Source organism: Pustulibacterium marinum, assembly GCF_900116665.1.
Lineage (GTDB): Bacteria > Bacteroidota > Bacteroidia > Flavobacteriales > Flavobacteriaceae > Pustulibacterium > Pustulibacterium marinum.
The window spans coordinates 57,322-79,540 of record NZ_FPBK01000014.1 but is presented as its reverse complement, the minus strand read 5'-3'; the positions used below and the strand labels follow the sequence as shown (position 1 = coordinate 79,540).

Genomic DNA, 22,219 nt, shown 5'->3' with positions numbered 1-22,219 from the left:
TTTTCTATGCATCAATGCCGGCAATGGGAATATATTTCCTTATCGCTTCAATACCGTTTTGCATTCCAGCTTCCGAACTGTAAAAAAGACTATCGGCTAGTATTTTTCTTTTGTTGTCTTTAATTATGAAATGAAACTTTCCGTTTCCTAGCGTTTTTCTTTCAATGTTCGATTTTAAAAGCACTTGCTGTCTACAATCATCAATAGCTTTTTCGGCTTCTGCCTTCGAATCAAAAGCAATACTTTTTAATAGCAGTGAACCACCATTTTTAGAATTCAATAAAAAGTGAAAACACTCTTTTTCTTTATCAAAAACAATTTTAAACATAGGGAACAGACTTTTCCTAAAGTTAAAAAATCATTTTTGGAAAACACATTTATTCAGTCGATATTCGTTGTTTGATTTGAATTTTACAACTCATAGTACACATGAATATACCTCATAAATCATTGGATGACTTTTATAAAGAAGCGGAAGTCTTTACGGGAAAACCACTAAGTGAATTGTTACCACCGGGAATACACAAAGAAGTTGGGCATTTCAATGTATTTGATATAGCCAACACCATAAGAGAGGTGAAGCAAAAAAATACCATGCCCTATAATAGGCGTGCGTATTACAAAATATCTTTAATCAGGGGAAAAAACAGAGCTGAGTATGCCGATAAAGTAATTCAGGTTCAGAGTAATGCGCTACTATTTGCTACACCAAAAGTTCCGTATCATTGGATTCCCGAAGCAGAGGAACAAGCCGGATTGTTTTGTGTATTTACAGATGCTTTTATGGTAAAGAATAAAAGCGGTGTGGTATTAGATGAATTGCCTATTTTCAAATCGGGAGCGTATCCTGTTTTTGAAATTACAGATGATCAGGCAGATGAATTGGAGCAGGTATTACGCAAAATGGAGCGTGAAATAGCTTCTGATTATGAGTTTAAATACGATCTGATTCGCAATTATGTTTTAGAGTTAATTCATTACGGGCAAAAGCTCCAACCTGCAACTAGCGTAGAAGCGCATTCAAGTGCTGCATCCCGAATAACCTCTTTATTTATCGAACTTTTAGAAAGACAATTTCCTATAGAAACTCCGGGGCAACGATTGGTGTTACGCTCTGCCAAAGAGTATGCTTCTCGCTTATCTGTTCATGTGAATCATTTGAATAAAGTATTGAAAGATTCCACCGGAAATACAACAACAGAACTCATAAGCAAACGAATCTTGCGGGAAGCAAAAATACTACTGAAACAAACAGATTGGTCGGTTTCTGAAATAGCTTTCAGTTTAGGGTTTGAAGAAGTAGCCCATTTTTCTAACTTTTTCAAAAAGCAAACACAAATAGCTCCAAATACCTTTAGATAATGGCAATTGTTTGTTTTTTGCAAATCTTGCTTTGAACTGTACAACTAGAATGCTTCAGTTTCTCCAGATCTTTGTACTATCAAAATTAATCATAAAGTAAGATATGAATTCAAGAAACAAAATTGCAGTAGTTACCGGCGGTAGTCGTGGTTTAGGAAAAGATATGGTACTCAATCTAGCTGAAAACGGCCTAGATGTTATTTTTACCTATCACAGCAATGAAACCATGGCAAATGAAGTGGTAGATCAAATTAAGAAAAAAGGGCAAAAAGCCATCGCATATCAATTAGACACTTCTGATATTTCTCAGTTTGATAGTTTTATCACCAAGGTTACATCACATTTAAAAGAAGCAACAGGAAGTCCTAATTTTGACTTTTTAGTTAATAATGCAGGAACAGCCTTGTATGCTATGGTAGCTACAACTACAGAAGAGCAAATGGATGCTGCGTATAACATTCATTACAAAGGAGTATTTTTCTTAACTCAAAAGGCATTACCTTATTTAAATGAAGGCGGTGGAATTGTAAATATTTCATCAGGATTGGCACGTTTTTCATTTCCTGGATCTTCTGTGTATGGAAGTTTAAAAGCAGCTATTGATAGTTTATCTCGTTACATGGCGAAAGAATTGGGCGCGAAAGGTATTCGTGTAAATTCAGTAGCTCCCGGAGCCATAGCAACCGATTTTGGAGGTGGAAGTAATAGAGAAGCCGATAAACAACAGATTATTGCCGGTGCCACCGCATTGGGTAGAGTAGGAGAACCCGATGATATTGGAGGCGTGGTTGCATTTTTATGTAGTGATAAAGCAAAATGGGTTAATGGACAACGTATTGAAGTTTCCGGCGGAATGATGTTGTAATTGTTCATAACAGAAAAATAATAAAGCATCCTTTTCAAAATAAGGATGCTTTATTATTTGCTGAAATAGCAATGAGTATGTCTTATGACTATTTACTGCAATTCTGCAATCAAACTATTGATTTGGGTAATATTGATTGGTTTTACCAAATATCCTTTTACATCTGAAAGGGTTTTGGCTCGTTCTATATCTTCATCATTATTGGATGAAGAAACTATGTAGATAACCAAGTTTAGGCTATGACTTTTATTTATGGGTAATGTTTCTTCTAAAAATTGCCAGCCGTCCATTACGGGCATGTTTAAGTCTAAAAGAATAACTTTTGGCAACTGTTCTTTATCTTCTATATAGGTTTTAATGTAGTCGAAAGCTTCTTGTCCGTTTTCAAAAAGGAGCACTTCTACATCTTTAGAGTCACTGTGTTCAATAGCAATTTTGGTAAGTTTCCTAAAGACAATGTTATCATCTACGATTGCTATTTTCATCTTTTTCATGTGTATCATCTTTTTTATTTTTAAATATCAGGGTAAATTCTGTACCCACATCTAGCGTACTTTTAGCCGTAATAGTTCCATCCATTTTTTGAATATGCATTTTGGTAAAGTATAAACCAAAACCACTGCTAGGAACGTTGGTCTTATGAAACCGCTTGTTGGGTTTAAAAAGTTGGTCACCATGTTTTTCCATGTCTATCCCAATTCCATTATCCCTATAGATGATCACATAATCTTTGTTGTCAAAGTAGGCATCTATAAATATAGATAATGGTCTTTTCTTATCATTGTATTTGTATGAATTACTGATTAGATTGTATAAAATACTATCTATATAAACCTTAGGGAATAAGGTGTCTTTTCGAATATTAATGGTAGTTGTAGCATTAATTTGTTTCGAGAAATCTTTGAGTAGCCCCAATTGTTCTTCTATACTTTCCTTTACAGATACATAGATGAAATTGCCTTTTTCACCTTTTCTAATAGCCTGGAGAAATTTATTAATAGAATCAATATTCTTACTCAAGTTCTTGATATTGGTTGTGATCATTTGATCTATTTCCTCTGGCGGAACTGTATCTTTAAATTCTTCTTTTTCTCTAAAGTCTATCAGATTGTTCAGGGCAATGATGGGTTCTTTCAAATTATGAGATGATATAGAAGCAAAGTCTTCTAAATACCTGTTCTTTTCTTTTAGTTTCTCATTTTTATATTGCACCTGTTTTTGTGTTACCAAGATAATTTTAAACAGCTTTACAAACTTTTTCGTAAAGATAGCAGCGCTCACCAAAGTAACTACGTTGAGTATAAATAAGATGATAAAGATGCCAAATTTACTCCCAATTAAATTTACATGAATAAGAAGTGTAACAATGATAATTACCGCAATGGGAATACCAAAGAAAACAGGAAAATACTTGAAGGGATTTAGATTGTATTTGTCATCGTTATACTGAAATACTTCTTTTATATTCTTACGAAATATTCGTTGTAGCGAAGACAATGAGTTGATGTAAAAAAGAATGGCAGTATTCCAACTCAATGATTTAAAGCCAGGTATACTCCCTAAAAAAGTAGGGTTCAACACAAAATAATAAATGGTAAAAGTAGTAATCACATAGACAAGACTGTTGAGAATCATAGAAAATGTGGTATTATTATGAACCCCTTGCACGTACATCTCTAAAAAAGTAACAAGAAAGAGAAAAATGGTTATAGGAGAACTAGGACGAAATAGGCCAATGATACAAATACTGCATAGTTGCAGCAGTTGAATGGCAATACCTCCTAAAAATATTGGATACAAGAAACGCCTTTTTGTAAAAAAATGACAAAGCCCCACTAGCAGAAAGCTCACGGCAGTGATGACCTTCATGGTAGCTTTCTCATTTAGATGATATTGAAAGTTAACGGTACCAACATTGCCTGTTATCCATGCGGCAATATTTACCAATGCAATTAGCACAATTACGCTGGCTGCTAACTTTTGTAAAAAGAAAAAAGAAAGCTTTAAGTTTAAAGATTTTATAAATACCATTCCCCCTTTGATATTTGAATTACTTTGAAAATACTAAAAAAAATATAAATCAAAACTATAGTATACTAAAATACGCTAATTTTCGTATGAATTTTACTAAAACATATAATCGGTATTAAAAATCGTTTAACGGTTAATTTATCATTATATGATTACAATTTATAATAAAAAAGCACCCATTAGGGTGCTTTTTTACAAAATTCTTATAATTCTTCTATAATTACGAGAACATACCATCCATACCAGGAATGTTTGGCATGCCTTCTTTGGCTACAGCTGCCAATTCGGCTTCGTTAATGCTTGTGGCTTTTTCAATAGCCTTGTTAAGTGTTAACACTAAATAGTCTTCTAACTGTTCTTTGTCTTCCAATAGACTATCGTCTATTGCAATGGATTTTATTTTTCTGTTGGCCGAAAGTGTTACTTTCAACAACCCGTCTGCAGATTGCTCGTCTACAAATACGGTATCTAATCTTTTCTTCGTGTCTTCTACTTTTTGTTGGGTTTCTTTTAGTTTACCCATCATGCCCATAAGGTCTCCAAACATAGTCTTCTATTTTTTAGTTTGTGCGAAAATATAAAAACTTCCTATAATCCTTTGATATAATTTCCGTAGAGATCATTGAATTGATACCCTTCGGTAAAGCGGTGTTTGCTCAGTTTGTTAAACGCAACCAATCCCCACAATACAAATTCCATCATGAAATAGAAATCTTCCTTAGGTAATTCTGTCTGATGTTTACTCACTAGTTGCTCCAATGGCGTTACCTTCATCAGCATTTCTTTGTATTCGGTATCGCTCATATCGTCTGCTAATTCAAAATCGCTTTGCTCAAAGAACCAAGCTACAATATCATCATAAGGCGAATGTTCGTTTTGGCGTTCCAGCTTTTCTATCTTAGGAAAATAATCCGGGAATAACGTTTTAATAGCTGCTTCCAATAACTGAATGGCTACTTCACCCGCACCTTCTTGTTCACCTTCATATACCAATTCCACTTTTCCTGTAATGGCCGGAATTACGCCCATAAAGTCTGATAAACGCACTACGGTTTGTTCTTCGCCATTTTGCAATGCACGACGTTCGGCAGCACTTAATAAATTCTCATAAGCCGTAATGCTCATACGTGCACTCACACCACTTTTGGCATCAATGTATTCGCTGTCACGCGCTTCAAAACCTATTTGTTCCAAGATATCCTTCGCCAATTCTGGTACATAAATATCTTCTTTCTGACGACCATCTAAACCAACTTCCTGGGCGGTAATGGTTTTGGCAATGCTGATGTTTTTTGGGTAATGCGTTAATATTTGCGAACCAATACGGTCTTTTAACGGAGTAACGATACTACCACGGTTGGTATAATCTTCCGGATTAGCGGTAAATACAAACTGAAGATCTAATGCCAAACGCAGCTTGAACCCACGAATTTGTATATCACCTTCCTGAAGAATATTGAATAAGGCTACCTGAATACGCGCTTGTAGATCGGGTAACTCATTGATCACAAAGATACAGCGGTTAGCTCTTGGAATCATTCCGTAGTGAATCACTCTATCATCTGCATAACTTAGTTTTAAGTTGGCAGCTTTTATAGGGTCTACATCTCCAATTAAATCAGCTACAGTAACATCCGGTGTGGCTAGTTTTTCATAAAAACGATCACTTCTATGCAACCATGAGATAGGCGTATCGTCTCCTTTTTCTTTAATTAACTCTATCGCAAAGCGAGAAAGCGGATTAAAAGGATCATCATGAATTTCAGATCCTGTAATGTACGGAATGTATTCATCTAACAACTTCGTCATGCTTCTGGCCAAACGCGTTTTAGCTTGTCCGCGTAACCCTAAAAGGTTGATGTTGTGTTTAGAAAGAATAGCGCGTTCTAGCTCTGGAATCACGGAGTTTTCATAACCGTGAATGCCTTCGAACACTTGCGTACCTTCCTTGATGTTTTGGATGAGGTTGCTTCGCAATTCTTCTTTAATGGATTTTGTTGTGTAGTTTGCCTTTTTAAGATCGGATATGGTTTTGATGTTTTCAATTTGCATAGTGTACTATCTAATTCTTTTTTTTCTGTTCTTTTCGTAATCTTCAAATATCATTTCTCCCAATCCGCTTAAGCCTGTATAAAAGGCTTTCCCTTGATTGGCTTGCGTAAACTCACGTATAAACTGCATAAGGTAGGGGTCTTGCGCAATCATAAAGGTGGTAATGGGAATATGGAGTTTGCGTGCTTGTCTTGCCTTTGTGTAGCATTGCCCCACAATGTAGGGATCTAGTCCCATAGAGTTTTTGTAATACTCCCCATTGCGTTCGCGGATGCAACTCGGTTTTCCGTCGGTAATCATAAAGATCTGTTTGTTGCTATTTCGCTTTCTACGGAGGATGTCCATCGCCAAATTGAGTCCGGCAACGGTATTGGTGTGGTACGGACCTACCTGCAAATAGGGCAATTCTTTGATAGATACCGGCCAGGCATCGTTTCCGAAGACAATAATATCTAGGGTGTCTTTTGGGTAGCGCGTAGTAATCAGTTCTGCTAAAGCCATGGCTACTTTCTTTGCCGGGGTAATGCGATCTTCGCCATAGAGAATCATCGAATGGCTTAAATCAATCATTAATACTGTGCTCATTTGGGCTTTGAACTGGGTTTCTTCCACGACCAGGTCTGACTCATCCAAATGAAAGTCGCCCATCCCATGGTTAATTTGGGCATTGCGTAGGCTTTCGGTCATTGAAATACGTTCGGGAGCATCGCCGTATTGGTAGTTTCTAAATTCGCCTACTTGTTCGTCACCGCTTCCGTTTCGGGTAGTGCGGTGGTTTCCTTTGTTCCCTTTTTTTAGCTTTCCGAAGATCTGATCCAAAGCACGTTTTCTAATGGCCTGTTCGGTTTTTGCGGTAATGGAAATACCACTGCCATCGCCGTTGGGTTCTGCCTCTTCGCGGATGTAGCCTTTTTTCTTTAAGTCTTCTATAAAATCGTCTAAGGTATATTCCGGAGTGGTTAATTGGTATTCTTCATCGAGTGATTTTAGCCAGTCGATAGCCTCGTCAAAATCGCCCGAGGTATGGGTGATCAACTCCTTGAAAATCTCCAGCAGTTTATCAAACACCGATTGTTCGGGGGCTTCATATTGCTTAAAAACAAATCCCTTTCGAAGGTTTTTATCATTTTTGCTCATACCCCTAAAAGTATCAAAATTATCAGGAATAGGGGAAGGGCTAAAGGGTTAAAGTTTTGTTAGAGGTTGGTAGGAGTGTTCAGTAGCGGTGTTCAGTATTATATTGATTTTTTTTGAAGTGAGATGTGAGTAGTGTTTGGTATTGTTTGAGGTTTGGGTGTAAACGCCAGGTTATACCCTAACGGGTATGTTCATTTCTTTTGCTTGTCCAAAAGAAACGAACCAAAGAAAACGACACCCTTTTTAAGGAATTTTTTGCTGCTTGTTACCACAGCACCAAAAACCATCCGGTATCCTTGCGCCTGCTGACCTCTTCGCTAAAACAGTTCACTGAACTGTTTCTTTACGCTTGATCCTGCGTCGTTCAACCGCTCCTGAATCTCGGAGCTTTGCTCGGATATATTCTGTAAAAAGGGGGGGAACTTCACTCAGATGTATTTTGTATCATAATTGATACATAAATTATTATCAGCTCTCTCGGTGGCTGAGTGGTTTGTGGAATGTAATGGAGCAAAGTGTATCGAAGCCGATTTTACTATTTTGAATGTTAAATTATAAATGCTGAATTTTATTTTTAATCCTAAGTCTTAAGTCGTGTAGTCCTATATCTTTATAGATGGTCTGTCAACTGCTACTGCCAACTGACCACTTTTAAAACTTTCGTTATTTCGTACGCTGAAACGGAATCTTTTTGTTGCTAGCTAATGGCTATCAGCTCTCTCGGTGGCTGAGTGGTTTGTGGAATGTAATGGAGCAAAGTGTACCGAAGCCGCGGCACTTCGGTACTATTTTCAACCCTTTACTTCGTAGTATTGAAAATCACTCAGTGACCTGCTCAGGAGTCTATACATAACCGTCATTCCATGCTCCGACACGGAATCTTTTTGTTGTTAGCTAATGGCTATCTGCTCTCTCGGTGGCTGAGTGGTTTGTGGAATGCAATGGAGCAAAGTGTACCGAAGCCGATTTTACTATTTTGAATGTTAAATTATAAATGCTGAATTTTATTTTTAATCCTAAGTCTTACGTCGTGTAGTCTTATGTATTTATAGCTATTCTGCCAACTGATACTGCTTAATGAACACTTTTAAAATATCCATCATTCCATGCTCGAATAGGAAATCTATTTAATTTGTGGTGAGATCCTGAAACAAGTTCAGGATGACGTGGGAGAAAGTTATGAGCGAGACGGTTGCTTTTGGGGGGCGTGATTTAGCTTATAGCTGTTAGCTGATGGCTTTTAGCTCTTTTGTGTTGAGATCCTGAAACAAGTTCAGGATGACGTAGGAGAAAGTTATGAGCGAGACGGTTGCTTTTGGGGGGCGTGATTTAACTTATAGCTGTTAGCTGATGGCTTTTAGCTCTTTTGTGGTGAGATCCTGAAACAAGTTCAGGATGACGGTATTTTCATTGAATAACGTTGTATTCAATATTTTTTTATTACTTTTAAACAAGGTTTTGAAAAACCTTTAATTATTGGTATTTCTAAAACTACTTGAAAACAGACGTCCGTTTTACTAAAAACGGACGTCTGTTTTTAGTAAAACGGACGTGCGTTTTTTCAAAAACACACGTGTGTTTCTTTTCAGTCAAACGGTTGAAAACATCCAATGAACCGTTTGTTTGCATTCAATCATACGTATAATTTACTGCGGTTTTCCTAGTGATACAAAAGAAGTGTTGGGTAGCATTCACTTTAATTTCTTGTACCGTAGTTTTTTCAGCATGCTTTGCAAGGCTTTTGCAGGTTTAAAAATAATCTTCTGTTGTTTGAATTTGGTAGGGTTTACTTCCGTAGCTGTAGGCATTCCCTCTGAAGTGAGGCTTACTCTAAAACTACCAATACGCCCCAGTTTAACGCTTCGGCCTGCTTGTAACTCTTCCATTAAATTATCTTCCAAAGCTACCAATACAGCATAACAGTCACTTCGGGTAAGAGAGCACTGATGCGAGATGGCATTGGCCAGGGTGTCTAAGTTTGTTTCTCCTTGTAGTACAGCAGTAGCGTAGTATTTTGCAGGTGCCTCTCGGTCTTGTGGATTGGGACGGGGATGCACCCTATAGTGAACAGCCATATCTTTTTACGTGTAAGATAGGGATTCTTCTTGATAGTTGATACGGAATCTTAAGATAGCTATTAAACAAACACTTTTGAGAGGTTAGGTATTCTTGTTTGTAATGACGAAAATTCCAAAAATGCCCGACGGCTATGAGGCTTCGGAAGCCCAAAAGGCCCAGAAATTGCGCTTTAAGCAAGCGACTTATTACGCTAAAAGTGTGATACAGAACGAGGAAATTAAGGCGGCGTATACTGCCAAAGCCAAAAAAGGAGCGTCGGCCTACAATGTAGCCATGAAAGACTTTATGACTCCGCCTGAATTTTACGGTGTACAGCTAGACCAGTACACGGGTGCTATTGGAGATGTTTTGATCTTTGAGTTTCAAGACATTTTGGAACTTACGTATGTAAAGGTATTTATTTACGATGCCGAAGGGGTATTGCTGGAAGAAGGCGAAGCGGTACAAAACGCGATTTTTAAACTGAACTGGCAGTACACCACTACGGTAGCCAACAGTACCTTAGTATTTTAGATTGTTAGTACGTTAGATTATTAGTATGTTAGATTATTAGTATGTTAGATTATTAGTATGTTAGATGGTTAGTGAATGTCACACTGAGCGCAGTCGCCTGCCCACTGTTATTGAATACTTTTAGAAGCTTATAGCTGTCAGCTAATAGCTATTAGCTTTTTTTTGTGGATTATGGGAAACCGTAACGGAGTTTGGAAGGGGTGTTGTAATTTAGGCGTATTGTTTTTACCCTTCATCTATGCTATGACTATATACAATCAGTTTTGTGTAAAAAAGTTGTATATTGGGTGGGCTATAAATATATAGTATACATAAACATCAACCCCATCTTATCAGAAAACTTATATGGATATGGTGTTTATTTATTAGCATAAAACGAGTTGTTGTTAATAAATGAGAAAGAATAAATACATAGAGACCCAGAATGTTTTTCTTGATGCTTCAATATTTGAGGAACAAAACTTTATGAATAGTACAAAGATACATAGCTTGTTTTTCTATGCTCAGACTGGAGCTATTCAAATCCATTCAACAACGATTTCTAAAAAAGAACTATATAACAGAATAGAAAAGAGGATTACTGAAAGTAAATCGGAGTTCAAAAAACTGACAAAAACATTTAATCATAAAAATGCACGGATTGCCAAAAATATTGGTTTTTATAAGTCTGTTTCAATTCCAGAAATAAATGTGAAAAATCATACCGCCGAACTGATTAAAAAAATGGATGACTATTTCAAAAGGAGCAATGTTAATACTATTCGGACTTCAAATATTCCAATCACCGAGATAGTCGATAATTATTACAATAAAAAACCACCTTTTCATAATTCGGGGAAACAAAATGAATTTATTGACGCGATAATTCTAAAATCACTTGAATTATGGTGTGATAAAAATGATAGTAAAATGTATGTATTGAGCAAAGATAATGATTGGCTTGGTTATAAAAGTAACAATTTATTGATTAGTGGCGATTTATCAGTATTACTCGAAAATATTTCTAAATATTACAATACTAGATATAAATTAAATAAAATTACATCGACAAAAAAAATAATTGCGCAACACAAGGAAGATTTAGAACTAGTAAGTATTGACTTGATTAATGAGAACGTATTATTAACGTCTGAAAGTATTGATATTTCTAATTATGAGATTATTACAAATAAGTTAGATTCATATAGGATAATATCCTTTAGACCAGACAGAACTGAGGTTGAATGTATTTTCAAATGTAGTCTTAGATTTTTTGTTTTTGACGATAATGATTTTACCGAAAAACCACCGAGACGACACACCTTTGATATTAATGTTCCCATTTATGTAGAAATATCTAAAACAGGAAAATTAGATATAAAATGGTTGGTGGAGAATTCAAATTATCGATATGAAGAATAAAGAACTAGCAATAAATACAAATAATGAGGACGAAATGGTAAATTTAAACTTTAAAACTAACTAGTGTTAATATTTATTCTATAAAATTTGAAACATGAAAACCTACATATTAGATCTTATTCCAAAAATACGGAAGTATAGTCAACAATTAGATGATACTGCAATTTTGACGGGCAAACATTGGGTTTTATTAGGAGAAGATGGAAATAAAACTGTTTATATATTTAGAAAAATCAATAATCAATTACTTATTTCTAAAAATGGGCTAATTGAAAAAGCCAATTGGGAACATATAGGAAATGGAAGTATCGTTGTTGATGTAGAGGGAAAGAGCTATTTATTTAAACATGGTTTTATAGATGATACAGTTCTTGCCTTAAAATTGGATGGAACAAAAGAATATGTACTTTTCATAGATGAGAAAGTGTATGAAAAGTTTTTAAATTCTTTAGAAACAGTCTTAACATTTCTAGAAAATAACTACTTAAATAAATTTGAGGATGAGTCTTTAAAAATAAGAATTAGTAATAAAGAAAAAAAGTATCCTTCTATAACAACTAATAGTAAAATCACGAATACGGAAAAGAAAATTAAACCTGGATGTTCTAATGACAATGACCTAAAATTTACATTTAAAAGTTCTTATCCAGAATCGGAATTTAAGATTTATAAACAAAAAGGTAAATGGGGTTATATTGATAAAGAAAAAAATGTTGTGATTGATTTCATTTTCGAAGATGCTTTTCCTTTTTCAGAAGGTCTTGCAGTAGTAGTAATGAATCAGAAAAAGGGATTTATTGATAGAAATGGCAACGTAATTATTGATTATCAATTTGATTCGGCAACGTACTTCAAAAACGGAATAGCTGATGTGGTGGTTAATAAAGATAAGTTTCAAATTGATAAACTAGGCAATAAAACAAAAGTTACCAATAAATAATATAATAAATAGCAGTTTGATTGTTTAATCTGATATAATTAATCAATTGGAGGTAAGTTATAATCCGAAAGTTAACGCTTAAAATCTGCTACTTTTAACAAACAAGACCGTTATTTATAAGATAAATAAAATGATTGAAAATCAAATTTGGAATTGCTGGATTGGAAAAAATTATTCTTTACAGGAAAATAAAATTTTACTTATAGGTGAAAGTCATTATGCGCAAAATGAAGACGGAAGCCCAAATGAAGAATATTATAATGATTTTATTAAAAATCCAAATATTACAATTGAAATTATTGAACAACTTATAGATGGGAATACTTGGAAAATATTTGATAATACTTATAGATTGTTATTAGGTAGTACTAATGTAGTTAAATCTGAATTTTGGTCGAAAGTATCATTTTTTAATCTTATTCAGAGACCTATGAAAAGTAGTTCAGAAAGGCCATCTAAAAAGGACTTCAAAAAATATATTGAATTGAGTCTGAACATTATCAATAATATGAAAGATAAACCTAATTATATTATTTATTTGGGTAATTCAGGAAGATATTATTTTGAAAACAGTGTAAAAAATAATGATGCTTTTAAAATTAAGAAAAGATATTGCCTAAAAATTGGAAAATATTATGGAGTGAAATACATAATGGATTCACAGAATGAAATGAGTATTTTTTTTATTAAGCATCCAAGTCAGTATTTCAGTTGGAAAAAATGGAGAGATTTTATTTTTGAAAACAACTTGGATTTAAAGACATATATTGAAAAAAACTTTTGCTAACAAAGTCTTATGTTATAAAACATCTGTTAATACAACTAGCTGTTTTGTTGTTGCTGGTATTTGGTGGGGGAAGATGGATAGTATATTAGATAGTTAGTATTTTAGAAGCGGTGGGAAGATACAAGTTAGACCTAGGATTTAAGACTTAGGACTTAGGATCAAAAAACATTCAACATTTATAATTCAGCATTCAAAATAGTAAAAACGGCTTCGGTACACTTTGTTCCATTGCATTCCGCAAAGCACTCAGCCACCGAGAGAGCGGACAGCTTTTAGCCAATAGCAGACAGCCTTTAGCAAATAGTAAAGAGATTCCGTGTCGGTCAAGTAGTAACGGTGGTAGAGTTTTGTGATATCAATAAGCTTCACTCAGATGTTTTTGTTTTTATGGATTGGGGGAGAGGAGCATAAAAGTTGTATATTGTGGGTATAAATTTGCTGTAAGTAATTAAAAAACATGTTTGATCTAATCTTAAAAGTTCAGAAACTACCATTAAAAATAATGGGGCTGGGCATTCGTAGAAAAGTGTTTCATATTCAAGAAAGTGATGCGTTTGTAACTATAGTGAATTCGTCACGCAACACCTTCTTTTATTTGTTCTTTTTTGGCTTGTTATCTGTTTTTGTTTTTTCGGGCTTTTTGATGCTATACCAAGGAATAAACATGACCACCGGGTTGTTAGTAGTAGGGTTTGTAATTCACCCAATATTTGGTATTATTGGAATTAGAAAATTTCTATGGCTGCTAAGAGGTAAAGAAATACTGAGAATTAAAAATGAAAAACTAACCATAGAAAAGACGGGTACTTTTTGGACAAAAACAAAAGAATATCAGCTTAAGTACATTAAAAATGTGAGAACTTAATACGAGACAAAACTTTTTTTAAGTCAACCCGAAGGGTTTGCTGAGAACTATTTGGCTATTAAAGAATTGCAAAGAATCTTTTTGTCTTTTACCATAGGAGAAGTTGAATTTGACTATAGAGGAGATGTGATTCGGTTATTTAGTGACCTTACTGATGACGAAAGGGAACTGGTGGAAGCGAAGATACAAAGTTATGTGCAACATGGGGAGAAGGTGTAGTAAATAGCTGTAGAAGATGAATTATAGAAGTCGGGGTTTAGCAGAAAGCTTTTATAAACTTCATCTTGAACTTGTTTCAAGAGCTAGCAGAATAGATTTGAATAGGGGATTGTAGGTGAAAAGATTTCGTGTCGGGGCTATTTATTTTTATGAGTTGAGGGTTTGGTTGTAAAATTGTATCTTGAAAAATCTATAGGAACGACTAAAAACCATGAGAAACTATTTAGCAAGCTTTGGGTTGTTGACTGCTGAAGAACTGGATGTACTAGAAACAAAAGTAGTGTATCGGAAACTTCAAAAAGGCGATTTCTTTATTCAAAGCGGGCAAACTAGTAGAGAAGTGGGGTTTGTAGTTTCGGGTGTGTTGCGGTCTTATTACTATTCGTCTGCCGAAGAAGAAGTAACCTATTGTTTTACGTTTTCCAATTCGTTTGTGAGTGCCTATTCTTCATTTTTATCGCAACAACCAACAGTAGAAACCATTCAGGCATTAACCGATGTAACGTTACTTTGTATTTCTAAATCGGATATGTTAGCCTTAGAAGCCATGAGCACCAATTGGCTAAGATTATTTAAACTGATTGCCGAACAGGAATACATCAAACTAGAAAAGCGTATTTTTTTGTTACAGAAAGAAACTGCCGAAAAGCGCTATTTAGATCTGTTGGCGCATCAACCGGAATACTTGCAAATGATTCCGTTGAATTATCTGGCTTCGTATTTGGGCATTACCCAACGGCATTTGAGTAGAATTCGAAAACAGCTTTCGAAATAGACAAATGTCCTACCAAAAGTGTGGTTGAGTGCTGTTCTTTGTAAAAAAGATTGCAGTACTATGAAAAACATATTGATTATCAACGGGCACCCCGATAAAGAGAGTTTTAACCATGCGCTGGCAGCAGCTTACCGACAAGGTGCTGAAAAAACCAACGTTACGGTTACTCAAATTAATATCGCGGAATTAAGATTCAATCCCAACTTAGCTTTTGGATACCGAAAGCGCACACCTTTAGAACCCGATTTGTTAGCCGCTATAGACAAGTTACAACAGGCAGACCATGTGGTGTGGGTATTCCCTATGTGGTGGTTTGGTTATCCTGCGCTGATGAAAGGATTTATAGACCGAACTTTTCTTCCCGGAATTACCTACCAACCCATAGCGGGCAAACCCTTGCCCAAAAAGTTATTGAAAGGTACCTCGGCACGTTTGATTATTACCTCAGATACACCGAAGTGGTATCACTTTCTGATCATGAAACGTCCGGCCATTCATCAATTTAAAAAAGGAACCTTGCAGTTTTGTGGTATCCATCCGGTGAAGGTAACCTATATTGCTACCATTAAAAACTCTAGTGCAGCTTTTAGAGAAAAGTGGTTGCACAAAGTAGCTTTGCTAGGCGAACGTTTGAAATAGCGTTGAGGTAGCTAAGGGAGATGTTGTAGTTTAAAAAACTTATATTTGGAATAGCAACTACTAAAACAAAAGAGCATTGACAGCAAAAGAAATAGCCACTATAGCAGAAGAACTTGACTGTGGCATGGTTTGTTTTTACCACAGAGCAACAGGCACTATTGAAAGTTACCCAGACCCTAATGACATATATTTTGATCCGGAACCTTGGCAAGACATTATAGATACCATTGAAGCTCGTGAAGATGAATATGATAAGTTTGAAAAAATGAATAGCTCCGAAGCTTTTCGGGTAATGGAAGGTTTTGCAGCATCTTTAACCGATGCAGCTTTTCAAGAAAGTTTAGAAGAAGTGCTTGCCAACAGAAAACCATTTCAGCATTTTAAGGCATTGGTAGATGCTTCAGCCTATAGACAAAATTGGTTTGATTACAAACAAAATGCATACATAGCCTATGTAAAAGACCAATTGTAAGGGGACATGAAAGTTATAACCAATACTTCTGCATTAAATCGTTATCTTTAACAGCAAATACGATGTATATGTCTGGTAAATTGGGGTTTTTAGCAATGGTGAGTTTTTTTCTAGTTAACAGTGTTTGGGCACAAGCTACATCGTCAATGGACGAGCCAACCATACCTAATGCAGCCTATGCTGTAATGAAATATGATTCAATATTACAGACGGAATTGCTTACGTACCAATACAAGGAATGGGACTTTGATGGAGATTATATCAACGATGAATTGATTTTTATTGGCAACGGAGGGGCTCATACGTACTTCTATCCGATGCTGAGGTTGAGTACTCAAAAAGATTCCATTGCATTTACGTCGTTTTTGTTAGACATGCCATACCCTGTCACAGCAGAAGAACGCGTACCTTCTTCGCAGGTAGCCATCATTACTCATCCAACAACAAACCAAAAGTCATTGTATTTACATATAGATTCACAATGGGGAAGCATCCCCAAAATACTAAAAGCGCAAGGAGTGGCTATCTATCAATCACTCATAAGTTGTGAAAAGGGAGCTGTAGTTGTAAAAGATGCTGAATTGTAACTACTACAGGTATGGTCTTTGATTTTCCTCTGTAAAAAATAACATGCACCTAAGTTTTGATCTCGACAGTACGTTGATTCCGAATGGAAATGAATTTAATAGGAAGTTTATTGGTTGTTTTCAAATATAGATAGCTAGTTATAAAAGCATATTTTTAAAAAAGAAAATATCCTTTTGAAGCAACAAATTCCCTAGCTTTGACTCCGGAAAAAAAAGGGAACTTTCCCTGTAAACAACAAGCAAATGTACACAGTAGAAACCTATACCATAGCAGATTGGGAAGAGCCGGAAAACGGTTTGCTCATTTCTGAAAATGAAGAATGGATTTTAGTAAAACACATTCCAGTGGACTTTGTAGTAGACGGATATCGTTTGTACAAAAAGGAATTTATAGAAGACCGTGAACAATCGGAAGAAACCGATAGAATAGCCAAGGTATTAACTTTAAAAGGCATTGAAGCAACGGCTCCGGATGGTTTTGAGTTTGCAGATACCTTGGGATTATTACGATGGTCGCAACAACAATTTGGATACTTCGAATTTCAGGATGAAGACGATACTGAGCTGTTTTATGGTAAAATTAAAATGGCAGTCAATGATCGATTAGAAATCGATATGATTCTATCAGACGGTTCTTTAGATACCGATAACGGGTATGAATTTGTATTGAGCGAGATACGCTTGATCAGCTTTCAAACCGATTATTTTATCTCCATGGGATTGTTGCACAACGACTGGTTGGCGGAGTAGTGAAAAATCATCTCCTTACAGCAGTCCATAAATTGCAATTCCATACACTAGAAACCTAACGAAACGTAGCAATCCAAAAGCTAGGTAACTTCTAAACGGAAATTTAATAATACCCGCGGCAACACTGGAAACGGCAAAAGGAAGTGGTAAAGTAGCACCTACAATGATTAAGAGTCCGCCCCATTTACGCATGTTCTTAATATGTTTAGACATGCTTCCTTCCAAATAATTAAATACTCTAGGGATGTTGGCAATGCTGCGTCCTTCAAAATAGGAAACAATACCGCCCAAGTAAGAAAGTATGGCTATCAAAGCTAAATACAAACTTGGGTGTGCTGTTTTGCCAGACCATGCTATAAATATTTCCGGAGGAATAAGTCCTAATATAGATTCTGAAACAAAAAAGATACTCAACACACCTAAAGGAGGAAAATGTTCCGTAGCATATTCCAATGCATCATTGATGTCAATGACAAAAAAATGAATCCCTACAATGATGCCTACAAAAAGGACAATAGGTAGAATAGCTTTGTACATACTTTTACCAACAAACGAATAAAAGCCTGTGTATGAGTAATATTGGTGTAAAAGTCGCCAACGACTTTTTTTAGCGGAGTTTTTTCTTGTTTTCATGGGTATATTTCAATGCCAAAAATAAGGGCTATATAAAATGACCGCAATTTTAAAATGGTAATAAAACGTTAATGTTTGATGTAGCAGAAGACATCTTTGTTGGCAGTATAAATTTAGTTATTCATGCGATGAATACTTTTCTCTTAACGTGTAAAAGTTTATTTTTTACATACTTTTGCTTTCTTCTTTTAATAACCATTAATTTTGTTACTATTCAATTTATGAATACCAACGTACGCAATACCTTGATTGTCATAGGTATCCCCACTTTATATGCACTAGCTTTACGAGTTTTATTTGGAATAGACAGCTGGAATGCTCTTTTTTCAGTAATGTCTGTTACGTTTTTATTTTTGTTACCCACTATTGTTGGTGCCTTGACGGTATATTTATCGAGTGTAGAAAAAGCAAAAAGCATGAAGTATCGTATCTTCATGCCGTGGATACCACTTTTCTTGTTTTTGGCCATTACATTAGTAATAGGTATTGAAGGTTGGGCCTGTTGGTTAATGATTCTTCCTGTTTTTCTATTAACAGCATCGCTGGGCGGTTTGTTAGGCGGCTACTTAAAAACACGTAAACAAAACCATCGTTTAAATTTTTCCCTTCTTGTGTTGTTACCGTTCTTAATAGGTCCGTTAGAAAGTGCTATAGATACCATTCCGGGTACCTATAAAGCTTATACGTCTATTGATATTGATGCTCCGGCGGAAAAGATTTGGAGTTTGGTTACGCGAGTACAAGAGATTCCAGCATCTCAAGACAAAGGCTATTTAACTCGTATGTTAGGATTTCCAAGACCTATAAAAGCTGAACTTAATTTTGAAGGAGTAGGAGGCTACAGAGAAGCTATTTTTACCAAAGGATTGGTATTTCATGAAACCGTTACAGAGTATATACCACAGCAAAAAATGGTTTTTACAATCAAAGCGTATCCTCATGAGATTCCATCTACCACATTAGACGAACATGTGGTTATAGGCGGCGATTATTTTGATGTTTTAAACGGAACCTATGAATTGGAAGCTTTGCCAAACGGTAAGCAACGTTTGCACTTGTATAGTCATTTCAAAATGAACACAACCTTCAATTTCTATGCAGGTTGGTGGGGAAAATGGATTATGAAAGATATTCAAAATAACATACTACAAATAGAAAAGAAAAGGGCAGAAGCGATGTGATTTACGAGCATATTATTTTGTTTTTTAGAAAAGAGTAGGAAAATTGGTACGATAGTTGAGTGTGTAAAAAAGTTTTCAGCAAATGGGTATTTCGATATTGAGGAATGCCCTATGTAGTGAGTACAATGTACTTACTACTTAAGAAAGGAATCAATGATAGTGTGCGCTGAAATTCATTTTTTTTTGACATCATTTTAATTATTATATAAAACTCAAACATTATGAAAAAGTACTACTTGATTCTGATTCTTTCTTTCATTACTTATTTTAATTACGCACAAGACGCCAGTGTGGAATCATCCACTTTTGGTATACAAACCGGTTTGTTGGGTGTTTGGGCGCATAATGAATTTAAATTGACCAATACACTAGCGTTACGTTCCGAAGTAGGATTTGATAGCGCTATTTGGGGAGGACATTTCTACGACGGCGTAGGTTTTGTGATGGCGCCGGTACTAACTTTAGAACCTAGATGGTATTACAACATTAAAAAACGCTTTGCAAAATCTAAAACCATCGACGGAAATAGTGCCAACTTTTTAAGTATTAAAACAAGCTACCATCCAGATTGGTTTGTAATTTCTAATGAAGACAATGTATCTGTAGAAAGTGATTTATCGGTAATCCCTACTTGGGGTATTAGAAGAGGTATTGGTCGTCATTTTACCTACGAAACCGGTATTGGTGTAGGATATCAATATGTATTTGAACAACCGTCACAATTCAAATCTGCAGAAAGTAATGTGATCTTCAATATACATGTACGTATCGGGTATCGTTTCTAATAGCAAATTTTGATAAGTTGTTTCGGGAATGCATATCTTTAGCTACAAACTATCGATGCTACAGAAAATCTTTGTATCCTCTATTGTTTTCAGGTGGTAAGTTTTGTATTTTTCGGTACAAATCAATACATATGGCAAAAAGAGGACCTATGCCTTCATTTGCGACAATAGATGATTATATTGCGCAATACCCAAAGGAAATTCAAGACAAACTGCAAGAGTTGCGAGCTATTATCAAAGAAGCTGCCCCAGATGCAGAAGAAATGATCAACTATAAAGTACCCTCGTTTACTTTAGTTCCCAACGGGAAAAGAGATCAACAGATCATGATGGCAGCGTATGCAAAGTTTATTGGGTTTTATCCTTTTCCTACTACCATGGAAGCCTTTTCAGATGATTTGAAAGCCTATAAACAAGGGAAAGGTTCAGTTCAATTTCCATATGACAAACCTTTTCCCAAAGCTTTGATTCAACAAATGGTTCGCTTTAGAAAAAAAGAATTGTCAAAATAGCTACATCCTTTACGAGAAGACAAACTATGAATACACCCTATAAAACTTATATGAACTGGAGTAGCGGTAAAGATGCTTCTATGGCGTTGCATGCCTTAATGCAAAACCAACATTATACGGTAGACCGTCTGCTTACTAGTATCAACAGTCATCATAACCGAGTATCTATGCACGGCCTGCGAAGAACTTTGTTAATGGCCCAAGCCAACGCCATTGGGTTGCCGTTACAAACCATAGAACTCCCCGAAAGTCCGGATATGGAAACCTATAATGCAGCCATGCAACAAACGGTTTCTGAATTGACAAATCAAGGTTATACGCATTGTGGTTTTGGAGATATTTTTCTGGAAGACTTAAAAGACTACCGCGTAGCACAACTGAAACCTTACGGTATTGAATGTCAGTTTCCGTTATGGAAAAAGGATACCAAAGCATTAATACAAGACTTTATAGTAGCAGGATTCAAAGCCATTGTAGTATGTATCAATGCCAATGTGTTAGACGCTTCGTTCGTAGGCCGCACCATTGATGCAGACTTTGTAAATGATTTACCGGAAGGAGTAGACCCTTGTGGAGAAAATGGCGAGTTTCATACCTTTTGTTATGACGGGCCTGTCTTTCAACATCCTGTAGCGTTTACTATTGGAGAAAAAGTCTATAGAACATACGACAATCCACAACCAGAAGAAGAAGGACCTGAGAAATATGGTTTTTGGTTTTGTGATTTGATTCCTGATGAGGTGCGGGTATAGTTTTAAGTTGAAAGTGGTTTGATTAATGAGAGTGATTTTAATAATACTGATTTTAAATGTGTTTCCAACATATTTAAGAGCACAAACATATCCATATAACAGTGCTGAAGATTCTATAAAGCTAGGAAACCAGCTATGATTGAGAATCAGAAACTTTGAAGAAGGCTGAAAGAAGAAAATATAGCGAACAACGAGTCATTGCATCTGAGAGAGTACTTGACATCACTAAAAAAGGGTTTTGGAAATTTATCAGTATTTAAATAGAAAAATGATGTTTTAAGAAGCGTTTTTCGAAGCTTTTAGCATATCATAAGCTTGTTTCTCCAAAACTATTTAATTTTCTGTAGCTTTATAGAAGTTTGATTTAGAACATGAAATCCAACATTGCTATGAAAAAAATGATATGCTTGCTGGTGATAATCTTTACCTTTTCTTGTAAAGAAAATACCAAGCCAACTACCAAAACAGTTTCTGAAACCACAACTACAACTAAAGTGGCCATTTCAACTAGGCAAATAACCGGGAATTGGAGTGTTCAAGAACATATAAAAGAGGGAACTTCCAGTATTTGTAATGATTGTCCAACACTTTCTTTCAATGAGCCATTATCGGCTACGCTTACATTTTCCGATGGAGAAAATGAGTTTTACACCTGGCAATTTTCAGATGAAGTACTTTCCATCACTTTTTTAGGAAATGAATATAGCGAACATTACATTCCTAGTGGAGACTATAGCATAAGTATCAAAAGTGCCAATGCCTTTACAACCCTACGTTTAACATCCTCAGATGATGAATTTGTACTTCGGAAATAACTCTTTACCGATATTGAAAATATATATTCCATAAAAATCGGTTACATTAGCTACCGAAAAAAAAATA

26 protein-coding genes are annotated in these 22,219 nt (G+C 35.5%); 18 read left to right on the top strand and 8 right to left on the bottom strand.

From position 1 onward, the window contains the following. Positions 1–4: 4 nt before the first annotated feature. On the bottom strand, positions 5–328 hold the full coding sequence (locus tag BM383_RS15695) for a YegP family protein (RefSeq protein WP_093026096.1): 324 nt from the start codon (positions 326–328) through the stop codon (positions 5–7). A gap of 101 nt (positions 329–429) precedes the next feature. On the opposite strand from BM383_RS15695, the gene BM383_RS15690 reads away from it, so the two are divergent. Then, positions 430–1,362, top strand: coding sequence for a helix-turn-helix domain-containing protein (locus BM383_RS15690; protein WP_093026095.1), 933 nt, complete (start codon positions 430–432; stop codon positions 1,360–1,362). 103 nt (positions 1,363–1,465) lie between these two features. Further along, entirely contained in the window at positions 1,466–2,227 is a 762-nt protein-coding gene (locus BM383_RS15685; RefSeq protein ID WP_093026094.1) for an SDR family NAD(P)-dependent oxidoreductase, read from the top strand. A gap of 92 nt (positions 2,228–2,319) precedes the next feature. Here the strand turns inward: BM383_RS15685 and BM383_RS15680 are convergent, their stop codons facing one another. The 6 genes from BM383_RS15680 to BM383_RS15655 form a co-directional block, all read right to left on the bottom strand. Next, entirely contained in the window at positions 2,320–2,721 is a 402-nt protein-coding gene (locus BM383_RS15680; protein ID WP_218157956.1) for a response regulator, read from the bottom strand. After that, positions 2,690–4,258 (bottom strand): sensor histidine kinase, encoded by a 1,569-nt coding sequence (locus BM383_RS15675; RefSeq protein ID WP_093026092.1) that lies wholly within the window; start codon positions 4,256–4,258, stop codon positions 2,690–2,692. Before BM383_RS15675 ends, BM383_RS15680 begins: the two co-directional genes overlap by 32 nt. A gap of 220 nt (positions 4,259–4,478) precedes the next feature. Further along, positions 4,479–4,805, bottom strand: coding sequence for a YbaB/EbfC family nucleoid-associated protein (locus BM383_RS15670; protein ID WP_093026091.1), 327 nt, complete (start codon positions 4,803–4,805; stop codon positions 4,479–4,481). A 41-nt stretch (positions 4,806–4,846) separates the two neighbouring features. Then, on the bottom strand, positions 4,847–6,310 hold the full coding sequence (locus tag BM383_RS15665) for a magnesium chelatase (RefSeq protein WP_093026090.1): 1,464 nt from the start codon (positions 6,308–6,310) through the stop codon (positions 4,847–4,849). A gap of 6 nt (positions 6,311–6,316) precedes the next feature. Further along, complete coding sequence (locus tag BM383_RS15660; protein ID WP_093026089.1) at positions 6,317–7,447, bottom strand: vWA domain-containing protein; 1,131 nt, start codon at positions 7,445–7,447, stop codon at positions 6,317–6,319. Between the two features lie 1,691 nt (positions 7,448–9,138). After that, on the bottom strand, positions 9,139–9,522 hold the full coding sequence (locus BM383_RS15655; protein ID WP_093026088.1) for an HU family DNA-binding protein: 384 nt from the start codon (positions 9,520–9,522) through the stop codon (positions 9,139–9,141). Between the two features lie 103 nt (positions 9,523–9,625). Here BM383_RS15655 and BM383_RS15650 point away from each other — a divergent pair, with 103 nt between their 5' ends. The 11 genes from BM383_RS15650 (at position 9,626) to BM383_RS15605 (ending at position 17,474) form a co-directional block, all read left to right on the top strand. Beyond that, on the top strand, positions 9,626–10,039 hold the full coding sequence (locus BM383_RS15650) for a hypothetical protein (protein WP_093026087.1): 414 nt from the start codon (positions 9,626–9,628) through the stop codon (positions 10,037–10,039). Positions 10,040–10,432: 393 nt separating this feature from the next. After that, the gene (locus BM383_RS15645; protein WP_093026086.1) at positions 10,433–11,440 is read left to right on the top strand and encodes a PIN domain-containing protein; all 1,008 of its coding nucleotides are present in this window, start codon (positions 10,433–10,435) and stop codon (positions 11,438–11,440) included. 94 nt (positions 11,441–11,534) lie between these two features. Further along, positions 11,535–12,380 (top strand): WG repeat-containing protein, encoded by an 846-nt coding sequence (locus tag BM383_RS15640; RefSeq protein ID WP_093026085.1) that lies wholly within the window; start codon positions 11,535–11,537, stop codon positions 12,378–12,380. 130 nt (positions 12,381–12,510) lie between these two features. Beyond that, on the top strand, positions 12,511–13,167 hold the full coding sequence (locus tag BM383_RS15635; RefSeq protein WP_093026084.1) for a hypothetical protein: 657 nt from the start codon (positions 12,511–12,513) through the stop codon (positions 13,165–13,167). Between the two features lie 457 nt (positions 13,168–13,624). Continuing rightward, positions 13,625–14,032, top strand: coding sequence for a hypothetical protein (locus BM383_RS15630; RefSeq protein WP_093026083.1), 408 nt, complete (start codon positions 13,625–13,627; stop codon positions 14,030–14,032). 66 nt (positions 14,033–14,098) lie between these two features. Next, positions 14,099–14,251, top strand: a complete 153-nt coding sequence (locus tag BM383_RS18890; protein WP_177229146.1) for a hypothetical protein — start codon at positions 14,099–14,101, stop codon at positions 14,249–14,251. A 211-nt stretch (positions 14,252–14,462) separates the two neighbouring features. Continuing rightward, positions 14,463–15,026: a Crp/Fnr family transcriptional regulator gene (locus tag BM383_RS15625; RefSeq protein ID WP_093026082.1), complete on the top strand. Its 564-nt coding sequence runs from the start codon at positions 14,463–14,465 to the stop codon at positions 15,024–15,026. A gap of 60 nt (positions 15,027–15,086) precedes the next feature. After that, positions 15,087–15,665 carry an NAD(P)H-dependent oxidoreductase gene (locus tag BM383_RS15620; protein ID WP_093026081.1) on the top strand — a complete coding sequence of 193 codons (579 nt, stop codon included), beginning with the start codon at positions 15,087–15,089 and terminating at the stop codon, positions 15,663–15,665. A 76-nt stretch (positions 15,666–15,741) separates the two neighbouring features. Next, positions 15,742–16,137: a UPF0158 family protein gene (locus BM383_RS15615; RefSeq protein WP_093026080.1), complete on the top strand. Its 396-nt coding sequence runs from the start codon at positions 15,742–15,744 to the stop codon at positions 16,135–16,137. A gap of 68 nt (positions 16,138–16,205) precedes the next feature. Beyond that, positions 16,206–16,724: a hypothetical protein gene (locus tag BM383_RS15610; RefSeq protein WP_093026079.1), complete on the top strand. Its 519-nt coding sequence runs from the start codon at positions 16,206–16,208 to the stop codon at positions 16,722–16,724. A gap of 243 nt (positions 16,725–16,967) precedes the next feature. Continuing rightward, a complete protein-coding gene (locus BM383_RS15605) occupies positions 16,968–17,474 on the top strand; it encodes a hypothetical protein (protein WP_093026078.1) in 507 nt (168 codons plus the stop codon). Between the two features lie 15 nt (positions 17,475–17,489). On the opposite strand, the gene BM383_RS15600 is transcribed toward BM383_RS15605, so the two are convergent. Continuing rightward, a complete protein-coding gene (locus BM383_RS15600) occupies positions 17,490–18,107 on the bottom strand; it encodes a YqaA family protein (RefSeq protein WP_093026077.1) in 618 nt (205 codons plus the stop codon). A 221-nt stretch (positions 18,108–18,328) separates the two neighbouring features. Here BM383_RS15600 and BM383_RS15595 point away from each other — a divergent pair, with 221 nt between their 5' ends. The 5 genes from BM383_RS15595 to BM383_RS15575 all read left to right on the top strand — a co-directional run bounded on the left by BM383_RS15595 (position 18,329) and on the right by BM383_RS15575 (position 22,152). Continuing rightward, on the top strand, positions 18,329–19,288 hold the full coding sequence (locus BM383_RS15595) for an SRPBCC family protein (protein ID WP_093026114.1): 960 nt from the start codon (positions 18,329–18,331) through the stop codon (positions 19,286–19,288). A gap of 221 nt (positions 19,289–19,509) precedes the next feature. Continuing rightward, positions 19,510–20,073 carry a hypothetical protein gene (locus BM383_RS15590; protein WP_093026076.1) on the top strand — a complete coding sequence of 188 codons (564 nt, stop codon included), beginning with the start codon at positions 19,510–19,512 and terminating at the stop codon, positions 20,071–20,073. 131 nt (positions 20,074–20,204) lie between these two features. Next, entirely contained in the window at positions 20,205–20,585 is a 381-nt protein-coding gene (locus BM383_RS15585; protein WP_093026075.1) for an iron chaperone, read from the top strand. 26 nt (positions 20,586–20,611) lie between these two features. Next, positions 20,612–21,337: an adenine nucleotide alpha hydrolase gene (locus tag BM383_RS15580; RefSeq protein WP_218157955.1), complete on the top strand. Its 726-nt coding sequence runs from the start codon at positions 20,612–20,614 to the stop codon at positions 21,335–21,337. Positions 21,338–21,726: 389 nt separating this feature from the next. Then, positions 21,727–22,152, top strand: coding sequence for a hypothetical protein (locus BM383_RS15575; RefSeq protein ID WP_218157954.1), 426 nt, complete (start codon positions 21,727–21,729; stop codon positions 22,150–22,152). Positions 22,153–22,219: the final 67 nt, after the last annotated feature.